28 protein-coding genes are annotated in these 24,940 nt (G+C 63.5%); 11 read left to right on the top strand and 17 right to left on the bottom strand.

Annotated elements, in window-relative coordinates; translation table 11 throughout:
- Positions 1 to 3 precede the first annotated feature (3 nt).
- Positions 4 to 504 carry a hypothetical protein gene (locus HAD_RS07135; protein WP_035570209.1) on the top strand — a complete coding sequence of 167 codons (501 nt, stop codon included), beginning with the start codon at positions 4 to 6 and terminating at the stop codon, positions 502 to 504.
- Here the strand turns inward: HAD_RS07135 and HAD_RS07130 are convergent.
- The 3 genes from HAD_RS07130 to HAD_RS07120 form a co-directional block, all read right to left on the bottom strand.
- Positions 501 to 977, bottom strand: coding sequence for a hypothetical protein (locus tag HAD_RS07130; protein ID WP_206741246.1), 477 nt, complete (start codon positions 975 to 977; stop codon positions 501 to 503). The two genes, HAD_RS07135 and HAD_RS07130, sit on opposite strands and share 4 nt — an antisense overlap.
- A 21-nt stretch (positions 978 to 998) precedes the next feature.
- Complete coding sequence (locus HAD_RS07125; RefSeq protein WP_035570208.1) at positions 999 to 1,463, bottom strand: MarR family winged helix-turn-helix transcriptional regulator; 465 nt, start codon at positions 1,461 to 1,463, stop codon at positions 999 to 1,001.
- A gap of 69 nt (positions 1,464 to 1,532) precedes the next feature.
- Positions 1,533 to 2,435: a GNAT family N-acetyltransferase gene (locus tag HAD_RS07120; protein WP_084331808.1), complete on the bottom strand. Its 903-nt coding sequence runs from the start codon at positions 2,433 to 2,435 to the stop codon at positions 1,533 to 1,535.
- A 270-nt stretch (positions 2,436 to 2,705) separates the two neighbouring features.
- Between HAD_RS07120 and HAD_RS07115 the strand changes: the two genes are divergently transcribed.
- The 3 genes from HAD_RS07115 to zapE all read left to right on the top strand — a co-directional run bounded on the left by HAD_RS07115 (position 2,706) and on the right by zapE (position 4,999).
- Complete coding sequence (locus tag HAD_RS07115) at positions 2,706 to 3,149, top strand: DNA-binding transcriptional response regulator (protein WP_035570207.1); 444 nt, start codon at positions 2,706 to 2,708, stop codon at positions 3,147 to 3,149.
- A 100-nt stretch (positions 3,150 to 3,249) separates the two neighbouring features.
- Positions 3,250 to 3,864, top strand: a complete 615-nt coding sequence (locus HAD_RS07110) for a rhomboid family intramembrane serine protease (RefSeq protein ID WP_035570206.1) — start codon at positions 3,250 to 3,252, stop codon at positions 3,862 to 3,864.
- A gap of 7 nt (positions 3,865 to 3,871) precedes the next feature.
- Complete coding sequence (gene zapE / locus HAD_RS07105; protein WP_035570204.1) at positions 3,872 to 4,999, top strand: cell division protein ZapE; 1,128 nt, start codon at positions 3,872 to 3,874, stop codon at positions 4,997 to 4,999.
- Here zapE and HAD_RS07100 read toward each other — a convergent pair.
- Entirely contained in the window at positions 4,986 to 5,930 is a 945-nt protein-coding gene (locus HAD_RS07100; protein WP_035570202.1) for a LysR substrate-binding domain-containing protein, read from the bottom strand. The genes zapE and HAD_RS07100 overlap by 14 nt on opposite strands.
- A gap of 288 nt (positions 5,931 to 6,218) precedes the next feature.
- On the opposite strand from HAD_RS07100, the gene HAD_RS07095 reads away from it, so the two are divergent.
- From HAD_RS07095 to rpoH, 3 genes are all read left to right on the top strand, one after another.
- Entirely contained in the window at positions 6,219 to 6,890 is a 672-nt protein-coding gene (locus tag HAD_RS07095; RefSeq protein ID WP_035570200.1) for a carbonic anhydrase, read from the top strand.
- 29 nt (positions 6,891 to 6,919) lie between these two features.
- On the top strand, positions 6,920 to 8,590 hold the full coding sequence (locus tag HAD_RS07090) for a SulP family inorganic anion transporter (protein WP_051595999.1): 1,671 nt from the start codon (positions 6,920 to 6,922) through the stop codon (positions 8,588 to 8,590).
- 291 nt (positions 8,591 to 8,881) lie between these two features.
- Positions 8,882 to 9,781, top strand: a complete 900-nt coding sequence (gene rpoH / locus HAD_RS07085) for an RNA polymerase sigma factor RpoH (RefSeq protein ID WP_035570198.1) — start codon at positions 8,882 to 8,884, stop codon at positions 9,779 to 9,781.
- On the opposite strand, the gene HAD_RS07080 is transcribed toward rpoH, so the two are convergent.
- On the bottom strand, positions 9,778 to 11,001 hold the full coding sequence (locus tag HAD_RS07080) for a hypothetical protein (protein WP_035570196.1): 1,224 nt from the start codon (positions 10,999 to 11,001) through the stop codon (positions 9,778 to 9,780). The genes rpoH and HAD_RS07080 overlap by 4 nt on opposite strands.
- A gap of 194 nt (positions 11,002 to 11,195) precedes the next feature.
- Between HAD_RS07080 and HAD_RS17870 the strand changes: the two genes are divergently transcribed.
- Positions 11,196 to 11,528 (top strand): RcnB family protein, encoded by a 333-nt coding sequence (locus tag HAD_RS17870; RefSeq protein WP_051595998.1) that lies wholly within the window; start codon positions 11,196 to 11,198, stop codon positions 11,526 to 11,528.
- Between the two features lie 53 nt (positions 11,529 to 11,581).
- Complete coding sequence (locus HAD_RS07070; RefSeq protein WP_035571802.1) at positions 11,582 to 12,397, top strand: TrmH family RNA methyltransferase; 816 nt, start codon at positions 11,582 to 11,584, stop codon at positions 12,395 to 12,397.
- Between the two features lie 87 nt (positions 12,398 to 12,484).
- Here HAD_RS07070 and HAD_RS07065 read toward each other — a convergent pair whose 3' ends face one another.
- From HAD_RS07065 to cysG, 7 genes are read right to left on the bottom strand one after another with little or no spacing between them, the layout of a single operon-like run.
- The gene (locus HAD_RS07065) at positions 12,485 to 13,228 is read right to left on the bottom strand and encodes a phosphoadenylyl-sulfate reductase (protein ID WP_035570194.1); all 744 of its coding nucleotides are present in this window, start codon (positions 13,226 to 13,228) and stop codon (positions 12,485 to 12,487) included.
- A gap of 4 nt (positions 13,229 to 13,232) precedes the next feature.
- Complete coding sequence (locus HAD_RS07060) at positions 13,233 to 13,727, bottom strand: DUF934 domain-containing protein (RefSeq protein ID WP_035570193.1); 495 nt, start codon at positions 13,725 to 13,727, stop codon at positions 13,233 to 13,235.
- Positions 13,714 to 15,369 carry a nitrite/sulfite reductase gene (locus tag HAD_RS07055; protein ID WP_035570191.1) on the bottom strand — a complete coding sequence of 552 codons (1,656 nt, stop codon included), beginning with the start codon at positions 15,367 to 15,369 and terminating at the stop codon, positions 13,714 to 13,716. Before HAD_RS07055 ends, HAD_RS07060 begins: the two co-directional genes overlap by 14 nt.
- On the bottom strand, positions 15,369 to 15,659 hold the full coding sequence (locus tag HAD_RS07050) for a hypothetical protein (protein WP_035570189.1): 291 nt from the start codon (positions 15,657 to 15,659) through the stop codon (positions 15,369 to 15,371). Before HAD_RS07050 ends, HAD_RS07055 begins: the two co-directional genes overlap by 1 nt.
- Before the next feature lie 14 nt (positions 15,660 to 15,673).
- Positions 15,674 to 16,303: a glutathione S-transferase family protein gene (locus HAD_RS07045; RefSeq protein ID WP_156942193.1), complete on the bottom strand. Its 630-nt coding sequence runs from the start codon at positions 16,301 to 16,303 to the stop codon at positions 15,674 to 15,676.
- Positions 16,303 to 16,608, bottom strand: a complete 306-nt coding sequence (locus HAD_RS07040; RefSeq protein ID WP_035570187.1) for a DUF2849 domain-containing protein — start codon at positions 16,606 to 16,608, stop codon at positions 16,303 to 16,305. The genes HAD_RS07045 and HAD_RS07040 overlap by 1 nt, the downstream gene beginning before the upstream one ends.
- Positions 16,605 to 18,008 (bottom strand): siroheme synthase CysG, encoded by a 1,404-nt coding sequence (gene cysG / locus HAD_RS07035; RefSeq protein ID WP_035570185.1) that lies wholly within the window; start codon positions 18,006 to 18,008, stop codon positions 16,605 to 16,607. Before cysG ends, HAD_RS07040 begins: the two co-directional genes overlap by 4 nt.
- 109 nt (positions 18,009 to 18,117) lie before the next feature.
- On the opposite strand from cysG, the gene gcvA reads away from it, so the two are divergent.
- On the top strand, positions 18,118 to 19,050 hold the full coding sequence (gcvA, locus tag HAD_RS07030) for a transcriptional regulator GcvA (protein ID WP_035570183.1): 933 nt from the start codon (positions 18,118 to 18,120) through the stop codon (positions 19,048 to 19,050).
- Position 19,051: 1 nt separating this feature from the next.
- Here gcvA and HAD_RS07025 read toward each other — a convergent pair whose 3' ends face one another.
- Both HAD_RS07025 and HAD_RS18550 read right to left on the bottom strand, forming a co-directional pair.
- Positions 19,052 to 21,187 (bottom strand): hypothetical protein, encoded by a 2,136-nt coding sequence (locus HAD_RS07025; protein ID WP_035570182.1) that lies wholly within the window; start codon positions 21,185 to 21,187, stop codon positions 19,052 to 19,054.
- Between the two features lie 73 nt (positions 21,188 to 21,260).
- Positions 21,261 to 21,404 (bottom strand): hypothetical protein, encoded by a 144-nt coding sequence (locus HAD_RS18550; RefSeq protein WP_156942192.1) that lies wholly within the window; start codon positions 21,402 to 21,404, stop codon positions 21,261 to 21,263.
- A gap of 176 nt (positions 21,405 to 21,580) precedes the next feature.
- Here HAD_RS18550 and HAD_RS07020 point away from each other — a divergent pair, with 176 nt between their 5' ends.
- Entirely contained in the window at positions 21,581 to 21,961 is a 381-nt protein-coding gene (locus HAD_RS07020) for an Hpt domain-containing protein (RefSeq protein ID WP_035570180.1), read from the top strand.
- On the opposite strand, the gene HAD_RS07015 is transcribed toward HAD_RS07020, so the two are convergent.
- From HAD_RS07015 to odhB, 3 genes are all read right to left on the bottom strand, one after another.
- Positions 21,922 to 22,266 (bottom strand): chorismate mutase, encoded by a 345-nt coding sequence (locus HAD_RS07015; RefSeq protein WP_051595997.1) that lies wholly within the window; start codon positions 22,264 to 22,266, stop codon positions 21,922 to 21,924. The two genes, HAD_RS07020 and HAD_RS07015, sit on opposite strands and share 40 nt — an antisense overlap.
- 108 nt (positions 22,267 to 22,374) lie before the next feature.
- A complete protein-coding gene (gene yghU / locus HAD_RS07010; RefSeq protein WP_035570178.1) occupies positions 22,375 to 23,250 on the bottom strand; it encodes a glutathione-dependent disulfide-bond oxidoreductase in 876 nt (291 codons plus the stop codon).
- Between the two features lie 163 nt (positions 23,251 to 23,413).
- Positions 23,414 to 24,916 (bottom strand): 2-oxoglutarate dehydrogenase complex dihydrolipoyllysine-residue succinyltransferase, encoded by a 1,503-nt coding sequence (odhB, locus tag HAD_RS07005; RefSeq protein WP_035570177.1) that lies wholly within the window; start codon positions 24,914 to 24,916, stop codon positions 23,414 to 23,416.
- Positions 24,917 to 24,940 lie beyond the last annotated feature (24 nt).

Genomic DNA, 24,940 nt, shown 5'->3' with positions numbered 1-24,940 from the left:
CCCATGTTGAAACAGATCTGTATCGCTTCTGCCCTGACGCTGGCCGCCGGGTCCGCCGCCGCCAGCCCGGAACTGGCCGAACTCTGGGGCGCGAAAGCGGCCGCGCTCGCCGGAGACTCTGCGCCTTTGCTGGACACCGCCCGGCAAGGCCGGATGCCGGCCCTGGACGATACCTATGTGATCGAAGTGGAACGGTTCGCCTTCAACGCCACCCGGCTCGGCGACTGGACCAGACAGGCTGGCGCTCCCCCGGCTATCGGCTGCAGCTTTCTCAGCCTCGGCGAAGAGACGGAAATACAGCTTGAAGCGCTTGAAGGTGCCCGGTCTGCCCGTGCATCCGCCGATGCCCTGGATGGCCTGCTCAGCCTGTTCGCAGATGCCCGGACCCTGTCGGCCGCAGCGGCCTGGTCTGCCCGGCATATGGGCGACCAGCCTGTGACGCTGAGCCAGCCGTCCCCCTGCCCGCAACAACTACCCCGCATCGACCGGGTCGCCATCGACTAGACAGCGGCACCAGGCCCGTCTGTCCCTCCGCCGACCCTCATGGCGCGCCGCCGTCTTGTCATGCGCAGCCCGTCGCGGATATTCAGCCCAATGAGCGTCAGGTTCACGGCACCCGCAAGCAGTTCGAGCGCCTGCAGCGCGTAGAACATCGGCGTAAATTGACTCTCAGCGGCCAGCCGCTGCAGGACGAAGGCGCACGGTACCAGGATCAGCAGCCCGTTTGCCGCAATAACCGGCATGCGGCGCTGCTTCGCCCGCACCAGACCTGTCCGCACCGGACCGGCAAGCCGAAACCCGGTTGCGCCTGTAATGGCCAGGGATGGGACCAGAACAATCATGCCCCACAGAATGCCGGTCTTCACGGCAAGAATTGCCGCGGCATTCCCGAACAGCTCCACAACAAGCGTCGACATCCAGAAGCAGAGGATCGTCAGGAAGCCGACAAATCCGGCAATCGGGTGAATGCGTTTCATCAAGGCCAGAGACTCCCCATGTCAGTCTGCATCAAGGCGTGCGGTCAGAGTGTTCAGAACGCCGCGAACCGTTTCCAGCACTTCGGGTGACATGCCCTCGGCCAGGGCATTCGCCCAGGGCGCCTCCTGCTGCGATGCTGCGGCATAGGCGTCAGCGCCCTTGTCGGTCAGGACAACAAGATGGGCTCGCTTATGATGCGGGTTTGGTTCGAATCGAACGAACCCCTCCCGCTCCAGATCGTTGACCACTCTTTGGACCGACTGCCGGCTGAGGCCCATGACCCGGGCAAGATGTGCGACCGGGAGGGCGTGATCAGAGAGCGCAATCGACCCGAGGACCTGCCAGCGCGCACTGGTCAGCCCCAGCGGCGCGACCAGACGGTCGCCCGCGGCGAGAAGCGCGCCATTGGCGCGAAAAATATCCAGCATCACCGCCGTCAGCGCTGCGCCGGCTTCTGTGTGCGAGGGATAACGCGCCGTACTCATAGACAACATGCTTCCATATTGACAACATGCTGTCAACATGGAGGTGACGACGCCTGCAGAGGGGCTCCGTCAGGGCCGGAACACGGCTTCCGGATTCTCCAGCAATTCATAGGCGACGTGCGCCTTGAGCTTCTCGGTCAGCGCAACCGCCTCCCCCTGGAGGGTCTCCGGGTCGATCACCTGGCCGAATGTCATCCGTATCTGCGAGCCCTGCTTGTTCAGCAGCTCGTGGAACAGGGTGATGTCGCGCAGCTCGCCGCTGAGATTGCAGAGCAGGTAATAGAGCCGCGAATTCCACGCATCGAGATTGAGCGGCAGGATCGGCGCCTTCTGCTTCTTCGCCAGACCGATCACGGTGGAGAACCAGTCCTTCTCGATCAGCCGGTCGCCTTCCTTCCGCGCGAGGCGCCCGGACGGGAAGATGACGACGCATTTTTCCTCGGCGAACGCCTCCCCTGCCCGTTTCAGCGTTTCCCGCGCCTTGGCAGGCGAGCGCTTGTCCATCACCCATTCGACCGGGATGATCACATCCTGGAATTTCGGATTGACCCGGACGGCGTCGGCGTTCGCAAAAAAGATGATGTCTTCGCGCACCCGCTTCAGCAGGTCCCACACGGCCACCCCGTCCGCGAGGCCGGTCGGGTGGTTGGCGGCAACAATCAGCCGGCCCTCCCGCGGCATGCGTTCGATCCCTTCAACGGAAAGATCGAAGGCAAGTTCGCGCGACAGACGGTCAAAGGATTCCCGGCCGTTCAGTTCGACGATCTCGTCCGCCATGCGCCGGGCCTTGTTGTAGCCCAGCATCGTATAAAGGACCGGGCGCACCAGCGGCCAGGCGGGGTTCGCCCGCAGTTTCGGGCAGCGCTCCTCGATCAGCACATCCACAATGTGCAGGTCATCCGGCGTCTCCACATCCAGGAACGCTGATTTCCGCGGCGCCAGCGGTTTTTGCGGGAGCGTGTCGTCACTCATGTTCGGGCGTTTCTCCTGAACCCTAGCATAGGCGAAGCCTGAAACCGGCGGAAGCGCCCCTTTCAGCCGCGCAATCTGCCATACGAACCGGGGGATTCAGGGGTCAATTTGGGCCCATTTCCCGACCGGCGGCTGAATCGCAATTCATTGAGTTTTCAACACTTCTGAAAGGAACGCTTTACTAAGCCGTAAGCTGCGCGTGGCAAAGTGAACGCACATCAGGGGCAGGTTAAGGACCGGCCACACAGGAAAGGCATCGGGGTAGATTTTATGAAAGTTCTCTGGGTTGAAGATCACGCGCCGGTGCGCGACATGCTGGCCATCGCTGCGGACAAGGCTGCCCGCTCTCGCGTTCAGGTGGACCTCGTCATGGCACCGACGCTGATGGCGGCGGAAACGCGCCTGCGTCTTGAACGTTTCGACCTTGTCGTGCTGGACCTCGGCCTGCCGGATTCCATGGATCCGGACATGACCATCGCCCGCATCGCGAACATGGGCAAATACCGGATCGCCGTCGTTTCCTCGATGGATACGCGCGACCAGGCTGTCGAAGCGGCTGTGCGTTGCGGCGCAAACATCCACCCGGAAGCTGTTTTCAAGGCCGGCCTGCCGTTCAACCGCTTCATCCAGCGTCCGGACTCCTTCGAGGATTTCCTGATGGACCTGATGCCTTCGGCCGCCGATACGACGGGCATGACGGTCCGGGCCGCCTGATCCCTAATGCTTGCCCTTCGGGGCCAGAGCTTGCTAAGCCGCTCGGAACCATTTCCGGGCGGTTTTCTTTCGCCTCTCACTGACAGGAAGCTGCCTCGGCATGGATTTTTTCACTTCGGCGCCAGTCACGTCCAGCCTGCTGCTGGCCAACATTGTCGCCAGCATGATCGGCTTCGGCGCCACCGATTTCATCAATCAGAACTCATTGTGGATCCGGCCGATCCGCGAACAGGGCCAGTGGCACCGCGTTCTGACATCCGGCTTCCTGCACGTGAACGGCATGCACCTCTTCGTGAACATGCTGACGCTCTTCTATTTCGGCCCCCCGCTGGAGAGCGTGTTCGGCAGCACCGGGTTTGCGATCCTGTATTTCGGCTCCCTTCTTGGCGGCTCGTTCTGGGAAGTCGTCGACAAGGGCCGCGAGCCGGATTACCGCGCCATCGGCGCCTCGGGGGCCATATCCGGCCTGATGTCGGCCGTCGGCATCCTGTTCCCGTTCGCCACGATCTACCTGATGTTCGCCCTGCCGATCTGGGCGGGCCTTTATGCCCTGCTCTTCATCGTCATCAGCTTCATCTTTTCGCAGCGTGAAAACGCGATGATCGCCCATGGCGCCCACCTGGGCGGCGCGGTCACCGGTATCGCGCTGACCCTGATTCTGAGACCTGAATCGTTCGGCCAGCTGCTGGACCAGATCGCCCGGCAGTTTGGCTGATCCGTCGATGGCAAATGTGGTCCGCCAGTACAGGGAACGTGTGGAGGCAGGCCTGCTCACCAATGATCCGGTGCAGGCCGAAGCCGCTGAACGCCTCGACGATCTGGCAAAGCGCCTGGCCGATCCGCCAAAAGGCGGCTGGTTCTCGAAACCGGACCCTGTGCGCGGGCTCTATCTCTGGGGCGGGGTCGGGCGCGGCAAGTCCATGCTGATGGACCTGTTCTTCGAGGATGCCGCACCAAAGGCGAAACGCCGGGTGCATTTCCACGAATTCATGGCCGAGATCCAGGACCGGCTCGACACCTGGCGCAAGATGCCGGAGGGCGAGCGCAAACGCTCCCAATGGCGCGTGAAGGGCGCGGGCGACGATCCGATCCCGCCGGTGGCCAAACAGGTCGCCGCCGAAGCGCAGCTTCTCTGCTTCGACGAATTCCAGGTGACGCAGATCGCCGATGCCATGATCCTCGCCCGCCTGTTCGACCAGTTGTTCTCACGCGGCGTGACCATGGTGGCGACCTCCAATCGCGTGCCGGATGATCTCTATAAGGATGGTATCAACCGCCCGCTTTTCCTGCCGTTCATCCAGCAGCTGAAAGAGCGTTGCGACATCTTCCACCTCGCATCGGACCGCGACTACCGGCTGGACCGGCTGATTGCGGCGCCGGTCTGGTATGCCCCGCTCGGGCCGGAGGCGGACGCCTCGCTTGAAGAGGTCTGGACCCGCCTCACCTCCGGCGCCCATGCCCAGCATGTGACGCTGACGGTGAAAGGCCGCAAGCTGGAAGTCAGCCGCGAAGCCGCCGGTGTGGCCTGGTTCAGTTTCGAGGAGCTTTGCGCCCGCCCGCTCTATTCGCGCGACTATCTGACCATCGCAGCGAATTTCCATACGGTGATCCTGCGCGGCATTCCGAAACTCGACTCCGACAAGCGCAATGAAGCCGCGCGTTTCGTGGCGCTGATCGATGCGCTTTACGAAGCGAAAGTCAAACTGGTGGCGAGTGCGGCGGCAGAGCCGGAAACGCTGTACCCGGAAGGAGACGGCGCCTTCGAATTCGAACGGACCGTCAGCCGCCTGCATGAAATGCGCTCCACCGACTATCTCGCCGAAGAGCGCGTCGAGATCAGCGTCGACTGACCCGGCGCTTCGGCTCCTTGCCGTCACTGCTGAGCAGGTCTGCTGCAACGGCGCGCATCACCTTTCCCATCTCCGTCATCGGTTCGGACAGCGGTGAGCCCTCGCGCCAGATGAGGCCGATCTTGCGGCGGGCCAGCTTGTGCCGGATCGGACGGACGACCTGACTCGGGTCACGCTTGGCCTCAACCACGGCATAGAGATTCGGCAGGATCGCCACCCCCTCCCCCATGCTGGCGGTCTGGCGGACGGCATCCAGCGAGGTGCCTTCATATTCGGTACTGACATGGGCGCCCGCCGCATCCGCCAGCTGCTGGATGATCAGGCTCAGCCTGTGGCCGGGACCGAGGCTCAACAGCTCCCGCCCCCGCAGGGCCTCCACATCGACCGGTCCCTTCTGCGCGGACAATTCGTCTTCCTGGGCGGCGCAGACGTACAGGGTCTCTTCGAACAATTCCATGAAGGCACTGCTGGCATGGTCCTCCGGTGTCGAGATGATCATGTCGAGCCGGCCATCGTTCAGGCGGTCATTGAGGTCCGCGATACGGGATTCGTGCACACTCATGCGCAGTTCGGGAAACAGGCGGTGCAGTTCGCGGACGGCGCCGGGCAGCAGATAGGGCCCGATAGTGGAGACCGTGCCCAGCCGGTAGCGTCCGGCCACCTCCCCCGCGGGACGCAGGGTGAAAGCCTTCAGATCCTCGACCTGGATCAGGATCGCCCGCGCGCGCCGGACGACTTCTTCCCCCAGCGGGGTCATGAAGGCCCCATGGCGGCCGCGTTCCACCAGGATGGCCCCCAATTGCTGTTCGGCTTCCGCGATCTGGGCGGAGAGGCTCGGCTGCGACACGTTCAGCAGGCGGGCCGCTTCGTGAAATTTGCCGGTATCGGCCACGGCGACCAGGTATTGCAGCTGTCTAAGCGTTGGGCGCATCCATGAATCCCTGTCTGGTTTGGGCTTATTTTTATAGCTTTTAGCTATTGAAACAAGAGAGTTTTTATATTGGAACTATCTATCGCGCCACGCCAGATTACAGTCCTGAGACCCAAGGAGCTCGTTTTCTGTGTACGAACTGATAGCATTAAATCTTAGTGCATGTCGTCACTACAGCGAAGTGACCCGGTCTTTTGTGGATCCACCGTCCACGGCATAGGCGACCCACCGCGCCACCCCTCCCTTCTCCTAAACAGTGTTTCCTCCCAGCATCGAAAGGAATTTCGCATGCCCCGCTTTGCTGCAGGCGTCGTTCGCTTCAAAAACAGTGTCTATCCCGAAAAACAAGGCCTTTTCGAAGAGCTCAGCAAGGGCCAGTCGCCCGAAGCCCTCTTCATCGCCTGTTCCGACTCCCGGGTAGAAACAGCCATGATCACCCAGACCGAACCGGGTGAACTCTTCATCTGCCGCAATGCCGGCAACATCGTTCCACCGCATACGGAATCCACCGGCGGCATGACCGCATCGATCGAGTATGCTGTGGCGGTTCTGAAAGTTCCGCATATCGTGGTCTGCGGCCACACCGAATGCGGGGCCATGAAAGGCGCGATGCACCCGGAAGGCCTCGACGGCCTGCCGCATGTCGCCAAATGGCTCGGCTATTCCAAGGCCGCTGTGGATATTGTCGACAGCATCGCTGCAGACGACATCTCCCCGGAAGAGCGCATGAAAATGCTGATCGAGCAGAACGTCCTGCTCCAGCTGCAGCACCTGCGCACACATCCGAGCGTTGCCGCCGCCCTCGCAAAAGGCACGACCGAACTGCATGGCTGGGTCTATGACATCCGCGCCGGCGAAGTCGAAGCCTGGGACGAGACCGAAGGCAAATTCATCACAATCGACTCCCGTTACGCCGCCCAGATCCGCGAACTCGCGGGCGAACATACCTGCGCGGCCTAAAAGGGATCTGACAGAACGGATCTAACCACATGTCTTCCTCCCAGACAGCTGCGCCCGGCGGGCGCAGCCCCTTCTTCGATTTTTCCAACATGAAAGGCGACCTGTTCGGCGGCCTGACCGCCGGTATCGTCGCCCTCCCGCTGGCGCTCGCCTTCGGTGAAGCCTCAGGCGCCGGCCCGATTGCCGGTCTCTGGGGCGCGATTTTCGTTGGCTTCTTCGCCGCCCTGTTCGGCGGAACCGGCTCGCAGGTCTCCGGCCCGACCGGCCCGATGGTCGTTGTCTTCGCCGGTCTCTATGCGGCGCTGGGCGGCAGCCCGACGCTGGTCTTCGCGGCCGTCGTGCTGGCGGGCGTCATACAGATCGGCTTCGGCGTCCTGAAATTCGGCCAGTATGTGAAACTGGTCCCCTATCCGGTGATTTCCGGCTTCATGAGCGGCATCGGTGTGATCATCATCGCGCTGCAGCTCTCCCGCCTGTTCGGGCACGAGCCTGAGGGCGGCGGCACGATCCCGGCCTTCACCGCCGTACCGGGCGCCGTGATGGACCCGAACCTGATCGCCGTCGGCATTGCCGCGATGACCCTGTTCATCGTCTTCACATGGCCGAAGAAATTCGCTGCCTTTGTCCCCGGCCCGCTCGCGGCGCTGGTGATCGGCACGCTGGTCAGCCTCTTCATTCCGGGCGCACCCGTGCTGGGCGACATCCCGACCGGCCTGCCGGAATTCGTCCTGCCGAGCTTCAACACCGGCACGGCGCTGATCGTGCTCGAAGCCGCCTTCATCCTGGCGGTGCTCGGGTCCATCGACAGCCTGCTGACCTCGCTGGTCGCCGACAACATGACCCGCACGCGCCACCACTCCGACAAGGAGCTGATCGGCCAGGGCATCGGCAACACGATCGCCGGCATGTTCGGCGCCATCCCGGGTGCCGGCGCCACGATGCGGACAGTGATCAACGTCCGTTCGGGGGGACGCACGCGGATTTCCGGCATGACGCACGCCTTCGTGCTGCTGGCCATCGTGCTCAGCCTCGGTCCGCTCGCCTCGCAGATCCCGCATGCGGTTCTGGCCGGTATCCTTGTGAAGGTCGGCTTCGACACGATCGACATGTCCTACATCAAGCGTGCCCACAAAGGCCCGCGCTGGGATCTTGCCCTGATGGTGCTGGTCCTCGGCCTGACGGTCTTCGTTGACCTGATCACCGCCGTGGCCGTCGGTGTGGTGCTCGCCGCGCTCGCCTTCATCAAGAAGCTGGCCGACGACCAGATCGCCTCGGTGCAGCATGAGGCCCCGCCGCAATCCAGCGAAGAGGAAGTGACCCTTCTCTCCCGCTGCGGCGGCCGGGTGATGCTGTTCGACTTCGGCGGCCCGCTCAGCTTCGGCGCCGCGGCCGACCTTGGCCACCATGTCCGCAGCCGGGCTGGCGGCAAGGTCGAGATCATCGTGCTGGACTTTGCCCGCGTGCCCTTCATCGACGTCTCCGCCGTCCGCGCGGTCGAGACGATCATCGAAGACGCGCATGATGCCGGCAAGGATGTCTACTTCACCGGCATGAGCGAGGAGGTCGAAGCCGTCCTCCACCGCTTTGCGGCAGATGCCGTGCCGGGCAGCGAAGACAAGCGTTTCGGCGAACGCCGGGATGCCCTGAATGCGGCCCTCACCCGCCTCGACAAGAAGCCGGATCCTGTACCGGCCGCCTGACCAGGAAATACCCCCCGTTCCTGACACTCAGTTCCCCGCGCCTCCTCTCTCCAGGCGCGGGGATTTTTTTGCCTGAATCCCCCGGAAATCCACCAGAATCCCTCAGAATTCCCCCCGTCCGCCCCCCTTCCCTAAGAAGGCCGCAATTCCTATCTATACTTGAGCGCGATGAAACTCATGCGCATTCCGGTACAAGACGCCGCCGCAAGTTGGGGCTAAACAGTTCCGGACATTCCAAATTGGAACAATCGCCGGGTTCGCGGGATAAGGTTCCGGAAGGAGACTATTGATATGGCAAACAAGATTTCTGCCAGTGGAAGCATGACGCTGAGCCCCGAACAGGGCCTGAGCCGTTATCTCACCGAAATTCGCAAATTTCCGATGCTCGAAAAGAACGAGGAGTTCATGCTGGCCCGGCGCTGGCGCGAGCAGGAAGACACCCAGGCCGCCGAGAAGATGGTGACCTCCCACCTGCGTCTCGTGGCCAAGATCGCCATGGGCTATCGCGGCTATGGCCTGCCGATGGCCGAAGTGATCTCCGAGGGCAATGTCGGCCTGATGCAGGCCGTGAAAAAGTTCGACCCGGACAAGGGCTTCCGCCTGGCCACCTATGCCATGTGGTGGATCCGCGCCGCGATCCAGGAATACATCCTGCGCTCGTGGAGCCTGGTGAAGCTCGGCACGACGGCCGCGCAGAAGAAGCTGTTCTTCAACCTGCGCCGCCTGAAAGGCGAGATGGCCGCGCTGGAAGAAGGCGACCTGAAGCCGGAACAGGCCCGGCTGATCGCCGAGAAGCTGAACGTCACCGAAAGCGAAGTCTATTCGATGAACGGACGCATGTCCGGCTCTGACGCCTCGCTCAACGTGCCGATGGGCACCGATGGCGACATGGAATGGCAGGACTGGCTGGCCGATGACGAGCCGGGCCAGGCAGAAGACTTCGCCAACCGGCAGGAATTCGATGCCCGGATGGACCTGTTGTCCGCCGCCATGGAAGACCTCAACGAGCGCGAGCGTCACATCCTGACCGAGCGCCGCCTGACGGACGACCCGAAAACGCTGGAAGAGCTGTCGGAAGAATACAATGTCTCCCGCGAGCGCATCCGCCAGATCGAGGTCCGCGCCTTCGAGAAACTGCAAAAGGCCATGAAGCGCATGGCCAAGGAACAGGGCCTGCCGGCGGGGGCTTAATCCCCGCTGGCGGTCTCCGCCACGGTCTTCACCGCGTCTTCCAGATCTTCGTCCAGTTTGATGTCGGTCGGGTCGACGCCGAGGATCACGCTGATGATCAGCGCGCCCACACCCACCGCAAACACAATGATCGCGACCAGCCCGCCGCCGACGCCCAGCGTGCGGGCGAGATAGTTCGTGATTTCCTCATACCGGAACACGCCAATCGCCGCCGCGATGAAGCCGCCGACCTTGGCGGCGTATTCGATCTGGCTGGGATAGGACCGCAGGTGGAAGAAGACGAGCAGCAGCGTCCACACGCCGAAACCGAGCGCGATGAGCGGTGCAACGATCGTATAGGCACTGGCTGAGCCGGACCCGGTCAGCAGCGCCATGGTCTGCAGGTAAGCGGCGTTCAGCAGCGGCCAGATCAGCATCACCGCCCCGCCCAGCGCCAGGCCGAACGAGATGCCGGACGGCGTCATCCCGTGCAGACGCTCCAGACCCTTGCGGTACTGCACCAGCAGGATGCCGATACCGAGCAAGAGCAGCAGGAAGAAAATCTTCACCGGCATCACCCAGCGGTGCACGGCGCCCGTGCGCGACGGCGCCTCGGCCGCCAGCCGGTTCAGGTGCTGGCGGAACGCGGCCTTGGCCGTGCAGCAGGCCCGCACGCTCAGACGCTCACCTGACGGGAAGCACAACATCTCGACCTCGGCCGCGACGGAATATTGCAGCCATTCCCGGTCGCACTGGGCCTGGTATTCCCCGAGGCCGCGGTCGACACCGGACAGGATGCGCATGCGGGCCAGCACTTCGGTCACCGGCGCAAGCGGCGGAGCCTCTGCCGTCGCGGGCGCGCCATCATCCGCCGCAAGGGCTTTCGGCGAGATCTCGAAGACGGACCGGGCTTCAGACGATTCAAACGCGCCGGAAATGAGCCATGCCCCGATCAGGGCGACCACGAGGCTGCCGCCCAGCACGATCCGCCCGAATTTCAGCTGCCCGCGCCACATGGCATCCACCAGCAGCACGGCCGGCTGCCAGAACGCGACCAGCGCCAGCAGGCCCGCGACCGGGAAGAAGATGAAATTCTGGGAATCCAGAGACGCCAGCCGCAGGGCGAGCCCCGAGGCGCCGAACTCCTGCACCAGCACGCCGGTCTCCGTCAGGAAGGCGAGGTACAGAAGGGCAAACACGATGGTCACAGCCACCCGAGTGGCAAAATGCGTCTTCGTCATGCGCGGATCTCCCCTTCCGCCTTTGGCGCTTTTGGCGGTGCCTTACTCCTACCGCAATCGCCAGCGCATACAACACAACGGATTTGATCGCCCGTATCGCGGCCGATTTCCGGGAACCGGCCGGCTCCGTCAGCCGTTGATCCCCCAGAACCCTCCCGCAAGCCTTGCCCCCAAGCCTCAGAAGGAGCCTTGAAATGACTTTCAGACTCGTCCCCCTCTCACTCGCCGCCGTGATGAGCGCAGGCCTCATGGCGTATGCCGACCCGCCGCACGCCCGCCCGGGCGACCTGCCGCCGGGCCTGGCCAAGCAGGGCAAGATCCCGCCGGGCCACGCCAAGAAAATGTGGAAACAGGGCGAATACCTGCCGGTGGACTATCGCACCGGCCACGAATTCGAAGACTGGCGCCGCTATGACCTGGAACCGGCCCCTCCGGGCTATCGCTGGGTCGTGGTCGATGAAGACGCCTACCTGATGCAGGTCACCACCGGCCTCGTCGCCAACGCCGTCATAGATCTGCTCGACTGATCGTAAACCCCAAGCGATTGATCGCAGCAGACGGAACGGGCATGGGTTTTCCCATGCCCGTTTTTTCCGTTTCTGACCCGGCCGATCCGCGCGTTGCGGCCTACACGTCCATCCGTGAGAAGGACCTGACCTCCGGCCATGGCGGGCGGTTCATTGTCGAGGGCAAGGTGACGCTGGAGACGCTGCTGACGCGGTTGCGTTTTGCAGTGGAGAGCCTGTTTCTGGCCGAGTCCCGGCTGGAGCCGCTGAAGGGCTTACTGTCAAAAGTACCTGCCGGTGTACCCGTCTATACCGCCCCGCAGGACGTGATGGATCAGGTGGCCGGCTTCCCCATGCATCGCGGCGTACTCGCCTGCGGGCTGAAAGGAAACATTCCCCAACCAGGCGAATTTCTTGCGAAGGATGAGCCGCGCTCAGGCCCGCTCCTCCTGCTGTCCGACATTTCGAACCACGACAATACCGGCGCCTGTTTCCGCAATGCGGCAGCCTTCGGCGCGGGTGGCATATTGCTGGACGAACGCTGCTGCGATCCGCTCTACCGGAAGGCCATCCGCGTCTCGTCCGGGGCGAGCCTGTTCCTGCCCTATGCCCAAGGCGGAACGGGCTTGGACATGGTAAATGCCGTCTTAAGCGCGGGCTATACCGTCTGGGCCATGACGCCCCGCGCAGAGGCCGCGCCGATGCAATCCCTGCCCGTGCCGGACAAGCTCGCCATCCTGCTCGGCGCCGAGGGACCGGGCCTGCCAGATGACATCATCGCGGCGGCCACGCCGGTGCGCATCCCCATGTCCGGAGGGTTCGACAGCATCAATGTCGCCACCGCCGGGGCGATCGCGCTGGCACACGTATTTGGGGAAAAACAGGGCTGATCCGACTCAAGAAAACGCCCTCCCCGATTGTGCCGGGAAGGGCGTATGGGGGACCCCCTGGTGTGATAGAGCCGCCCCGAGAGAGCCTTAGAATACCCGCGGACGTTCCGTCTTGTCGAGATGGAGACCGCACTCGGTCTTGTCCTGCCCTGCCCAGCGGCCGGAGCGCGGATCCAGCGGGTCCGATGCCGGGCGGGTACACGGCCAGCAGCCGATGGAGGGATAGCCCTGATCGACCAGCGGATGGCGCGGCAGATTGCGCTGCTTCATGAACAGGTCGACGTCGTCGGCCGTCCAGCCTGCCATCGGGTTCACCTTGTAGCGGCCGTTCGCGAATTCGAAGACCGGCAGCTTCATCCGCTCGCCGCCATGGAAGCGCTTGCGGCCGGTGATCCAGGCGTCGAACCCTTCCAGCGCCGGTTCCAGCGGACGCACCTTGCGCAGGGCGCAGCAGGCGTCGGGCTCGCTCTGCCAGAGCTTGTTGTCCGGATCGAGGACCTTGCGTTCGGTTTCGTTCGGCGGGATCGACCGCACACCGGTCAGGCCCAGCCGCTCGATCACCTCGTCGCGATAGTCCAGCGTCTGCGGGAAGTGCATGCCGGTATCGAGGAAGACCACCGGCAGGCTCGGGTCCACTTCGGCGATCAGCGACAGCATGGCGACGCTTTCCGCCCCGAAGCTCGACACATAGGTCAGCTGCTCAGGCCATTCGCGCACCATGGCGACGCGCAGGATGGTCTGGGCAGACGCTTCGCGCAGCTCGCCGTTCAGACGCGCGAGACGCGCATCCGTCGACTCAAGCTGGCGGAGTTTGATATCGCCATAGGGCATCAGGTCAGTTTCCGTGTCTTGCGTGGAACACCGACACCCGGCCATCGGCGGCGGGCTGGTAGGTGTCCCGGAATTCATTCAGGGCTTCCAGAACACTAGGTAGGTCAGCGCGGGCCGTCTCGTAAGCGTCGAAGCCTGAACGGTTCATGTAGAAAATCTGATCGCGCAGCACGTGTCCTACCGCGCGCAACTCGCCTTCATAGCCATGACGGCGGCGCAGGAGCTGAGCCTGGGAGTATCCCCGGCCATCGGTATATTTGGGAAACGAGACCTCAACCAATTGAATCCATTCAAGAAATGGCTCCAAAAGCCCCGGATCGTCTTCCGGAACGAGGCGTACACCCACCGGGGTATTCCGCCCGGCGAGGCTTTCGGCCAGTTCCAGGAAACGGTCCAGAGGTAAGGTCACCGCCTGGTCAGGCTTTAGTTCTGCTTCACTATCCTGATCGAGAAACAGCCAGACATTCTCGATTTCTGCACCATCCTTAAGCAGTGGCATAGAGCGCCTCCTTGAACGGGTCTGCGCCTGCGCGCTCCAGCGTGTCGATGAACAGCTCATCGGGCGAGGTGCGCAGCGCCATATAGGTATCGACGATCCGCTTCACGGCCTCCGGCACGTCCTCCCCTTTCAGGGCGGGCCCGGCGATGGAGCCGATGGCGGCCTTTTCGTCGGCCCGTCCGCCGAGGCTGATCTGGTAGAACTCCTCGCCTTTCCGGTCGACGCCGAGAATGCCGATATGGCCGACATGGTGATGGCCGCATGCATTGATGCAGCCGGAGATGTTGATGTGCAGCCGACCGATCTCGCGCTGGTATTTCGGGTCCGCGAACACTTCCTGCACCGCCTGCCCGATCGGGATGGAGCGGGCATTGGCGAGGTTGCAGTAATCGAGGCCCGGGCAGACGATCAGGTCGGTGATCAGGCTCTCATTCGGCGTGGCGAGCCCCGCGGCGTCCAGCGCCTGCCAGATCGCGTAGAGATGCTTCGCCGGCACATGCGGCAGGACGAGGTTCTGTGCATGGGAGACGCGGATGTCGTCATAGGCATAGCGCTCAGCGAGGTCGGCAACGATCTCCATCTGCCGGTCAGTCGCATCGCCCGCCGCGCCGCCGATGGGCTTCAGGCTGACGGTGACCGAGGCATGGCCCGCCTGCTTGTGCGGATGCAAATTCACCTCCGCCCATTCGGCAAAGGCCGGCTCTGCCGCCTTGGCGGCTTCGAAGGCCGCGGTGCCATCCTCGCCATCAAAGGCAGGCGGGGCGAAATAGGCATGGATGCGGTCGATCTCCGCCTGCGGCAGGTCGATCTTTTCGTGGCTGCGCTGGGCGGCATATTCGGCCTCCACCTGGCGTGTGAATTCTTCCGCGCCAAGCTCAGCAACGAGGATCTTGATCCGCGCCTTGTACTTGTTGTCCCGGCGGCCATGGCGGTTGTAGACGCGCATGATGGCTTCGGCATAGTCGAGAAGCTCCGCCTCCGGAACAAAGTCATTGACCAGCGCGGCAAGATGCGGGGTCCGCCCCTGCCCGCCGCCGACATAGACCTCAAAGCCGACTTGCTCACCGCGCTTCACGATGCGCAGGCCGATGTCATGCACGGCAATCGCGGCCCGGTCATGCGCGGCGGCCGTCACGGCGAATTTGAACTTGCGTGGCAGGAAGGCAAATTCCGGATGGAAGGTGCTCCACTGGCGGATGATCTCGCACCAGGGCCGCGGGTCCATCACTTCATCCGCCGCCGCACCGGCGAAATGGTCGCTGGTCACGTTGCGGATACAATTGCCGGAGGTCTGGATGGCATGCATCTCCACCTCGGCCAGATCATTCAGCGCATCCGGAATATCCTTCAGGCCCACCCAATTGTACTGGATGTTCTGGCGCGTCGTGAAATGGCCATAGCCGCGGTCATATTTGCGCGCGATCTCCGCCATGCGGCGCAGTTTCTCGCCGTTCAGCTGGCCATAGGGAATGGCCACGCGCAGCATGTAGGCGTGCAGCTGCAGGTACACGCCATTCTGCAGGCGCAGCGGCTTGAACTCATCTTCCAGCAATTCGCCGGAGAGACGCCGGGTCACCTGCCCCCGGAACTGTTCCACCCGGTCCTTCACGAGCCGGGCATCGAATTCGTCATATCTGTACATCAGGACTCCTCACGGGTGTCTAAAATTTCCCATTCGCCAGCGTCAGACAGTTCGGCGGTAAAGCCAGGATGCAAAAGGGCGGGCAAGACCTTCAGGTCATGCCACTCTGCCAGTTGCCCTAACCCCACGATCTTCGCGTTTTCCGGCTGATGACCTGAAGCCCCGCAAAGGAACTGCAGCCCACCGTCTTGGTCATGACAAACCACGGAGATCCGGTCGCCTGCGAAAACATGCTCGCAGACGGCGCAGGCCAGATTGTCTGGAAACGTATAGCCGAACAAATCAGTCATACTCTCTAACCTGCCTAAGCCGCTTCTCTGGCGTGGGGAATGCCGAGCGCCGCTTCGGTGCGGCTGACCCAGCGCTCAACCGACGGGAACTCGGAAAGATCGAAGCCGCCTTCATGGGCGAGGCGCGTATAGGCAACCAGCGCAATATCGGCCAGCGTCATCCGTTCCCCGACAATCCAGTCGGTGAAGGTCAGCTGCATCTCCATCACGCCGAGGGCCCGGCGGCCCTTGGCCATCAGGTTCGGGTCGATCTCGTCTTCGGATTTCTTCAGGTAATGCTTGTGGAACCGGCGCACGGCGATGGCGGTCTCGTGGGAGTATTGCTCCCAGAACAGCCAGCTCATCATCTGCGCCCGGCGGAAGCTGTCCTCGGGGATCAGGTCGCTGCCGGCCTCTTCGGCAAGGTACAGCATGATGGCGTTCGACTGGGCGAGCGTCCGCCCGTCCGGCCAGCGCGCCACAGGCACCTGCCCCACCGGGTTCACGGCCAGGAAGTCTTCCGTCTGTGTGCCGCCCTTCAGGATATCCACTTCAACCCAGTCGAAGGGAATGCCCAGAAAGTCGGCCGTCCATTTCGGCTTCTGGCAATTGCCGGAAATGGAGTCGCCATACAGCGTCAGGCGGGTGATCTCACGGGTCGGCATCAGGCGCCCTCTCCATAGGCCACGGTCGGGCCGGTGGCGCGGATGGTCTCACGGATGGTCTCGCGTCCGGTGATCCCGCCGGTTTCCGTCACTTCCATGAAGTATGGGTCGGTCACCTTGCCTTCCTGCTTGAAGGCTTCGGCAAGGCGTGCCTCGGCGATCTCGCCGGTAAAGGCCGCGGCCTTGCTGGCATCTTCAGACCAGGTGCCGACCTCCGTCATCCAGACGGACTTGCCGGTGGCCGTTTCCCAGGCGGTGACGGCCTTCGGTGTTTCAGGCTTCAGTTTCGGGCGGACGGACGTCATGCGGAGGTGACCTCTTTGGCAGGAGCAGGTTCTTCAATGGAAACACGGGTGGTGACCGGGCCAGCACGCAGGCCCGCCACTTCGCCGATGATCAGCAGCGCGGGGCCCTTGATGCCATGGGCCTCGATCAGCTGGGGCAGTTCCTCCAGCATGCCATAGGCGCGGACTTCATTTTCCCGTGTGCCGTTCTCGATCACGGCCACCGGCGTCTGCGGCGCCCGGCCAGCCTCGATCAGCTTCTCGGCAATCGTGCCCGCCGTGCCGACGCCCATATAGACGCTGACGGTCTGCCCGCGCTTGGCAAGGGACGGCCAGTCGAGGTCCGGCACGCCGCCAGCCTTGGCGTGGCCGGTCACGAAGGTCACGGCCTGGGCATGATCGCGGTGGGTCAGCGGGATACCGGCACTGGCCGCACATCCGAGCGCGGAGGAAATGCCCGGCACGACGAACGCCTCGACGCCCGCTGCCTCGACGGCGTCCAGCTCCTCCCCGCCCCGTCCGAAGACGAATGGGTCACCGCCCTTCAGGCGCACGACGCGCTTGCCTTCGCGGGCGGACGCGATGAGCAGCTCATGGATCTGGCCTTGCGGCACGGAATGGTTGCCCTTCGCCTTCCCCACGGAGACGCGGTCAGCATCGCGGCGGATGAGGGAGAGTATCCCATCCGACACGAGGCGGTCGTAATATACGATGTCCGCTTCCTGGATCAGACGAAGGGCCTTCAGGGTCAGGAGTTCCGGATCGCCGGGGCCGGCGCCGACAATGTGCACGACGCCCTGCCCCGTTGGCGCGAAAAGCTCGGCGCGCATCGCGGCTTCGGCACCGGTCAGGTCTCCGGCATAGGCAAGCTCTGCGGCGCGGCCCGTCAGCGTGCGCTCCCAGAATTTGCGGCGGGCGGAAAAGTCCGGCAGCGCAGCTTTCACCGTCTCGCGCAGGCGGCCTGCCAGCGCGGCAAGGTCTCCGATGCGGGCGGGCAGCAGCGCCTCAAGCTTGGTACGAATGGATTTCGCCAGCACCGGCGCCGTGCCGTTGGAGCCGATGGCGGCGACAATGTCGCCCCGGTCCAGAATGGAGGGCACGGTGAAATCGCACAGCTCTGGCCGGTCGACCACGTTCAGCGGAACCCGCGCGGCGCGGATGGCTGCGATCGCGTCCGGATTGTCCTCGGCGACGATGGCAAGGCGGGCGGTTTCGAGGGCGGTCGGCAGGTCATCCATGGTCATGGCGGTCGCCTTCGAGGCAACCGCATGATCATGCGCTGGTCCGGCATGATCCGATATGATCACGGGCAAGGCGCCGGCAGACACGAACAGGCGCAGCTTGCGCAGGGCTTCCTCGCCGCTGCCGACGATGACCACGCGCTGGCCGGACAAATTAAAAAACGCTGGAAACTGGCGCATGCGCACAGAGCCCCTATTTAGCTAAGCTGATCAACACGCTGCCAAAATGGCTCTTGACGGGAGAGACACAACTGGCAACCCCTACAGCGATGCTTTAGAGAAACTATTTATGGCCGAACCAACAGACCGTTTGCCCCCGCTGAATGCCCTGCGTGCCTTCGAAGCCGCCGCCCGGCGCCTGTCATTCACACAGGCCGCCGATGAACTAAATGTGACCCCGGGCGCCATCTCCCAGCAGATCCGGCAGCTGGAAGACTATGCCGGAACGCCCCTGTTCAAGCGGACCGGGCGTTCAGTTTTGCTCACAGATGCCGCGCAGGCGAGCCTGCCGCTGGTGCGTGAGGCGTTCGAGAGAATTTCTGAAGCTGGCCGCATCATGCAATCCCCTGCCCGCAAAGGCCGGGTCATGGTCTCCTGCGCCCCCAGCTTCGCCGCCAAATGGCTGGCGCCCCGTCTCGACAAATTCCACCAGCTCCACAGCGGAACCGAGGCCTGGATCAGCGCCGACACCGGCCTGACGGACTTCACCGCCGCCGATGCTGACTTCGCCATCCGCTATGGCCGGGGCAGCTATGACGGGCTGAAATCGGAAAAACTGCTCGATGAAACCGTGCTTCCCGTCTGCTCGCCCGCCATGCTGGACGGGCCGGACGCGATCCGCCGGCCGGAAGACCTGAAGAACCACACGCTGCTGCACGATGAGAGCACCGAAGTTGACCCCTCCTGCCCCGACTGGGCCAGCTGGCTGCGCGCGCGCAAGGTGGACGGCGTCGATGCCAGCCGCGGGCCGCGCTTCAACCAGGCCATTCTCGTGATCGAAGCCGCGGCCGCCGGGCGCGGCGTGGCGCTGGCCAAACAGGCCATCGCCGCCTCCGACCTCGCCTCAGGCCGGCTCGTCGCGCCGTTTGCAGACGGGTCGACCAGCATCGATTTCGGCTACTGGCTGGTCTGGCCCAAAGGCCGCCACCTCAGCCCGGATGTCCGGGAATTCATCAAATGGATCAAGGCAGAAGCCGCCGAGACAGAAGTCGTCGGCGTCTGATCTAAAGCGCCGCGTCGAGCAGCAGATAGGCCGCGAGGCGCGGGCTGGCATTCCGGCTGGTGCGCTGGGTCTGTTCCAGCGCGTTCAGCGCATCGTCCTGCTCCAGCTCAATGAAGCTGGCGGCCAGTTCGCGTAAATCATCGTCATTGCGCAGGCGTTGCGTCACCCGCTCCACCTGCCGGCCTGCATGTTCCAGGATCGCGGCCTTGCGCTGTTGCTCACCCTTGCGGGCCGCCTCGGCGATCTTGCGTTTCATCTTCGGCTTGAACGCTTCCGGCAGCTGAATGCCCGAGGACTGCAGCCGCGAGATCAGGCGGTCGGCCACTTCCTCGCGGTCACGAGGCATCGGGTCATCCCGGCTCATGTCGGAAATGATGTCGCGCCAGCCCATTTCGCCAGCCTGTTCCCCTTTGGGTGTAGGCGGCGTGACAACGGAGGGCGGCGGTTCAGCGGCCGCGGGCGTGTCCGGCACCGCTTCAGTGCCTGCCCCTACCCCGGCCTGCGGGAAGTCCGTCGCCCGGCGCAGCGGATGCGGCGGGGGTTCAGGCTCTTCTTTCACATCGTCAAACCGGCGGCGCAGCGTGACCGGTTCCCGATCCTTGGGATCGACCGTTTTGCCAAGCTCCAGCGGCGTATCCTTCACCTCCGGCTCAGGCGTCTTGTCTGGCGTTTTGTCCGGCGTCTTGTCTGCCGTCTCGTTCTGGCCAGCCGAGGCCAGCACTTCTGCGGCGGCATCGAACAGGTCTTCATCCGGATCGGTCGCGCGGCGCGGCGGCGGGCGTTTCGGGGCGTCGTCCTTCAGGGAATGCCCATTGGTGATGGAATGGCCGTTCGTCTGGCTCTTTCCGTTCACCTGTCCGCCATTCACCTGGCCTCTGGTGGATGGGGCCGGCGGAGGCTCTGTCCGCGGAGGCGGTGTGACCGTCGGCGCCGGGGCAGCCTGTTCCTGTGCGGGTGCCGGGGCAGGCGCGGCCTGCTGCACAACTGGCGGCGGGTCAGCAGCCGGCGGTTTCGGCTTCTGGCCTTCCAGCACGGCAGTGCGGTCGATCCGGGCCACTTCAGCGCGGGCAGCGAACTCGGTGCTGCGCAGCGAGGCAGCCGTTTCCTGTCCGGCCTGGCGCAACCGGGCCAGCGCCTGGGCCGCCTCTTCCGCAGCGGCGCGGGTCGACTGGTTGATTTCGTTATTGGCCTGCCGGGCGCCTTCGATGGCGGACGAAACAGCATCTTTCAGCGCATCGCCGGTCGTCATCGCAGCCGCCGCGGCGATCTCCCCTGCCCGGACGGCCGTGTCGACGGTGCGGCGGGACTGGTCGAGCTTCTCCTCGATCCGGCTGATCGCGAAGGTCAGCGTCTCGGTGCGGGCCCCGGCTTCGCGGGTCAGATTGTCCAGATCGACCAGCCGTGCCGCCAGTGCCTCGCTGGCAGAGCGCATGGCTTCGAGCTGGTTGTCCAGCATCTCGTCGGCCTGTCCGATTTCGGTGGTGGCTGCACGCGCTGCCGCAACCATGGCCTCGGCCTGGCGCGGGATCGCATCGTTCATTTCGCTCAGCTGGCCGCGCAGGTCCCGGGCAAGGCCTTCCAGCGCCTGGCGCTCAGCGGACAGGCGCTCGGTCAGGTCGCGCGCATTGTCGGCGCTGGCATAGGCCACGGATTCAAGGCGCATGCGCTCGTCGCCAATCTCGCCCGACATGGCTTTCATCGCCGTCAGGGCATGCGCCATGGCGTGATCGATCTCGGCGGCGGCCTGTTTCATCTGTTCGGCAAAGGTGATGCCTTCGGTGCCGGCCTCACGCGCGGGGGCCATCAGGCGGGTTGCGGCCGACATGACCAGCGCATTGGCCGCGCTGGCCCGGCGATTGGTGCGCCCCATATATCCGGCCATGACAAGCAGCAGGGCTGGCACAGCAATGCCCATCGCACCGCCCGCCAATATGAAGGGGTTCAGCGCCATCAGCGCAGGCACGCCATAAAAGCCGAGGATTACGCCAGCGGCCGCACCGATCCACATGGACGCGGCGACAAATCCGCCCACGACCATCCAGCTGCCACCACTTTGTGCCAGCTCGAAATATTCCGATGCCTCTTGCCTGGCCAGCAAATCCCGGCCAGAGGGCCGAGCTTCGGGATTTTCGCTCATACCACCCTTATACCGCGTCATAGCTTCTGGCGCGAGACCAGAATGCTTAACAGCAGCGGGCCGTGCCAGAACGTTAGTTAAAAGGATTTCCGGGAATCAAGGCGCTTTCAGGGCCAGACACCGACTTATCCGAATTGTCATCCGGCGCATATTCGATGCCAAGCCAGGCCAGCACGCCGGCAATGACCAGATTTCGGATTACGACGATGAACGTCATTGCGGCCCCCATGAGGTCAGAAATGTTCGGATCAGAAGCAATTTTGCCCCGTTTCCGGGGTGTATATCGCGGAATCCATTCTCCGACAAACCCTTAATGGTAACGGTTTTTTGCGCATTAACCTCGTCACAAAGCGGATGTGCAATAATTTCTGCAATTGCCGGAGATTCCAGAAAATGTCTTCCACACTTGCCCTGCTCGACCGTGACCATCTCAATGCCATGACCGGTGGCGACAGGAGCCTCGCGCTCGAAGTGATCGATATTTTCCGCGAACAAACAGGGCTCTGGATGCGCCTGATGGATCCGAAGGCCGATCCGAAGCAATGGGCCGATGCGGCCCATACGCTGAAAGGCGCCTGCCTCTCACTCGGCGCGCTGCGGCTCGCCAGGTGTTGTGAACTGGCCGAAAAAGCCGGCCGTTCCGAGACCCCGCCCAGCATTACCGCCGCCGCCGTTCTGCTGGGCGATGTGCGCGATTGCCTGACGGAAACGATGGAAGAAGTGGCGAAAGCCTCTCACGAACTGGCCGGAAAAGGCGCCCTCAAAGCGTCGTAGCTTTCGAATTCATAGGCGATGCAGCGGTCGATCAGGGTCCGCCAGACAGGCTCTGCAATGGCCGGAGACAGGCCGGCCGCCTCGCAGGCTGCCTTCACCTTTGCCACAACATCCTCGATTCGCGCCCGGTCATGCACAATGTTGCGGTCACCCTTGATGCGGGCGGCAGCGTCCATGAAGGACTGGCGCTCGGCCAGGATTTCCACCAGCAGCCGGTCAATCCGGTCGACCTCATAACGGACGTCCGTCATCGTTTCTGCGGTTTCCGCCGTGTGGCGGCGGGGGTCTGATTTATAGGTCGTCATGCGGCCTCTCAGGTGTGATCGCCCTGCCCTATATGGGCTTTGCGCTGCCCGCAAGCAAAGGCGCTGAGAAGCCGCAGTCCGTCACTGTGATTTGCCTCGCGGCACCCGTCAGTTGCTTTCTGCTTCCAGTTTGTCCTGCGTCTTCGTGTCGAAGTCGCTGGCGTCATGGCGCTCGCGCAGCTGGGATTCCGGCTTGCCGAAAGTGCGGTTGACCATCTGGCCGCGTCTAACGGCCGGCCGGGCGCCGACCTGCTTCATCCAGCGGATGACGTTCGTATAGTCCTGCACCTGCAGGAACTCGCCCGCATCATAAACCGCGCCGGTCACGAGGGCACCATACCAGGGCCAGACAGCCATGTCGGCAATCGAGTATTCGTCACCGGCAAGGTATTCATTGTCCTTGAGGCGGCGGTCCAGCACGTCCAGCTGGCGCTTCACTTCCATCGCATAGCGGTTGATCGGGTATTCGTATTTCTCCGGCGCATAGGCGTAGAAATGGCCGAATCCGCCACCAAGGAAGGGCGCGGAGGCCATCTGCCACATCAGCCAGTTGATCGCTTCGGTCCGCTTGTAATGATCCGTCGGCAGGAAAGCGCCGAACTTCTCGGCGAGATACAGCAGCATCGATCCGGATTCGAACAGACGGGTCGGCGGATTGGTGGAATGGTCCATCAGTGCCGGGATCTTGGAGTTCGGATTGATATCGACGAATCCGGAGCCGAACTGGTCCCCTTCCCCGATATTGATCAGCCAGGCATCATATTCGGCATCCTTGTGCCCGGCGGCGAGCAGCTCCTCGAACATGATCGTCACCTTCACCCCATTCGGCGTACCGAGGGAGTAGAGCTGGAAGGGATGCTTGCCGACCGGCAGCTCCTTGTCATGCGTCGGCCCGGCAATGGGCCGGTTGATGCTGGCGAAGCGGCCGCCGCTCTCTTTGTCCCAGGTCCAGACTTTCGGCGGGGTGTAAGTGGGATCGGTCATGGCGTTCCTTCCTGCGTTTTGGTTCAGCTTAAGCTGTGGCGCGCGGCGCGCAATGCAAGGGCTCGCGCAAAGAGGCCCGCTCAACCTATCGTGAAGACGGCCTGATAATGAAAAAGCCCTCCCGGCGCGGGAGGGCTTTTTGAAATCATCTGTGCCGGATGGATCAGACTTCCAGCAGCATGCGCTCCGGATCTTCCAGCGCTTCCTTGACGCGGACGAGGAAGGTCACCGCCTCCTTGCCGTCGACGATGCGGTGGTCATAGGAGAGCGCGAGATACATCATGGGACGGATCTTGACCTCGCCACTCACGGCAACCGGGCGCTGTTCGATGCGGTGCATGCCCAGCACGCCGGACTGCGGCGGGTTGAGGATGGGCGTCGACATCAGCGAGCCATAGATGCCGCCGTTCGAAATGGTGAACGTGCCGCCCTGCATGTCGCCGATGGTCAGCTCGCCGTCGCGGGCCTTGCGGCCGAGCTCGGCAATCGCCTTCTCGATACCCGCGAGAGACAGGTCGTCGGAGTCGCGCACGACCGGCACGACGAGGCCCTTTTCGGTCCCCACTGCGACGCCGATGTCATAGAAGTTCTTGTAGATGATGTCCTGGCCATCGATCTCGGCATTGACCGCCGGAACTTCCTTCAGCGCGTTCACACAGGCTTTCACGAAGAAGCTCATGAAGCCCAACTTGATGCCGTGCTTGGCGACGAAGCTTTCCTGGTGCTTCTTCCGCAGGTCCATGATGGCGCCCATGTCGACATCGTTGAATGTCGTCAGCATGGCCGCCGTGTCCTGGGCTTCTTTCAGGCGGCGGGCGATGGTCTGGCGCAGGCGGGTCATCCGCACACGCTCTTCCCGCGGACCGGTCTCGCGCGGGGCGCTCGGCGCCGGTGCGGCGGCCGGAGCCTTGGGGGCATTCACATAAGCCATGGCGTCAGCCTTCGTTGCGCGGCCGTCACGGCCGGTGCCTGGAATATTCTGCGGATCGACCCCGGCCTCTGCCGAGATACGGCGGACCGACGGGGCGACCGGACGCTCCTCCGAGGCGGCCGCCGGAGCGGCCTTCGGCGCTGGCGCCGCGGCGGGTTTGGAAGACGCGCCTGCGCCGGATGCGCTGACCCGTCCGATCACGGAGCCTGGCGTCACGGACGTGCCTTCGGACACGGTCCATTCGGCGATCACGCCATCGGCCGGAGCCGGCACTTCCAGGGCCACCTTGTCGGTTTCGATCTCGGCAATGGTCTCGTCCTTCTTCACCGCGTCGCCCGGCTGTTTGAGGAAGGTGGAGAGCGTGCCCTCGGCGACGCTTTCGCCCATGACCGGCACCACGATGTCGGTCGAGCCGCCACCGGATGCTGCCGGCGCAGCGGCGGGCTTTTCTTCTTCCTTTTTCGCGGGCGCGGCAGCGGCGGCCGGTTTCGCACCGCCTGCCCCGCCTTCGAGACGGCCCAGGAGCGCGCCGATTTCAACCGTGTCGCCCGGCTCGGCGAGAATTTCGCCCAGCACGCCGTCTTCTGTGGCGGAAACTTCGACGGAGACCTTGTCGGTCTCGAGCTCAACGAGCACGTCGTCTTTCTTCACAGTATCGCCCTTGGCTTTCAGCCACTGGCCAACCGTGGCCTCTGTGATGCTTTCGCCAAGCGTAGGGACTGTAATGTCGGTCATGAGATGATCCGTATGCGTTATTAT

The organism is Hyphomonas adhaerens MHS-3 (assembly GCF_000685235.1).
In the GTDB taxonomy this organism is placed as follows: domain Bacteria; phylum Pseudomonadota; class Alphaproteobacteria; order Caulobacterales; family Hyphomonadaceae; genus Hyphomonas; species Hyphomonas adhaerens.
Note: the sequence above shows the minus strand (reverse complement) of the source record. Positions and strands in the feature narration are given on the sequence as shown.